Annotated in this window: 1 protein-coding gene; it reads right to left on the bottom strand. The window is 45.6% G+C overall.

Features of this window, described 5'->3' with window-relative positions; genetic code table 11:
- Window positions 1-57 precede the first annotated feature (57 nt).
- On the bottom strand, window positions 58-696 hold the full coding sequence (gene pdxH / locus A3738_RS18695; protein WP_068475996.1) for a pyridoxamine 5'-phosphate oxidase: 639 nt from the start codon (window positions 694-696) through the stop codon (window positions 58-60).
- Window positions 697-811: the final 115 nt, after the last annotated feature.

Here is an 811-nt window from a genome sequence, read left to right as displayed (position 1 = left end):
AGAGCCCGCGCGTGAGCCATCCGAAACACGCGCGCTGATTGATATTCTGATGCAAGATCAAGGTGCTAAACGAGAGATCGTCCAATCACCTTCGGCAGTTTTAAAGTAAGACAAACGATCATGCAGGCGACTTTCTCTTCCCTGCCAAAATTCAAAACTACTAGGGACTATTCGGTACCCGCCCCAAAATGATGGCAACGGAATATTTCCTTGACGGAATTTTTCAGCCGCCTCGTGGTATTTTTGCTCTAAGAAACTTCGTGACTCGATGACTTCACTTTGATCACTACACCACGCGCCAATCTGACTCCCTCGCGGGCGTGACGTGAAATACTTAAATGATTCGACGCTCGATATTTTCTCAACATGCCCTTCAATGCGCACTTGGCGATTTAGAGGAAGCCAAGGAAATAACATGGCGGCTTTGGAATTCTCTTTGATTTCTTTGGCTTTGCGGCTGTTGTAGTTCGTGAAAAATACAAAACCACGTTCATCGAAAAGCTTGAGAAGTACGGTTCGAACAGATGGCATTCCCTGCTCGGTTGCCGTCGCAAGACTGAAAGCGTTCGAATCTTGAATGCCTGCGTCTGTCGCCTGCTTAAACCAAATCTCAAACTGTTGAACGGGATCAATGTGTAAGCTTTCTCCATCAATCCCTTCACTCATGTACTCTCTACGGTAGTCACCAATATCCACAACGACTCCTCAGCCGGCTAATACTTCGATAAGGTGAATTACGCGTCAATAACCTTTAAAGATCAAGTTTTATGAGAGCTTACGGTCGATAAAATAGTCGGCAGATAACTTACCT

The organism is Oleiphilus sp. HI0066 (assembly GCF_001635725.1).
Note: the sequence above shows the minus strand (reverse complement) of the source record. Positions and strands in the feature narration are given on the sequence as shown.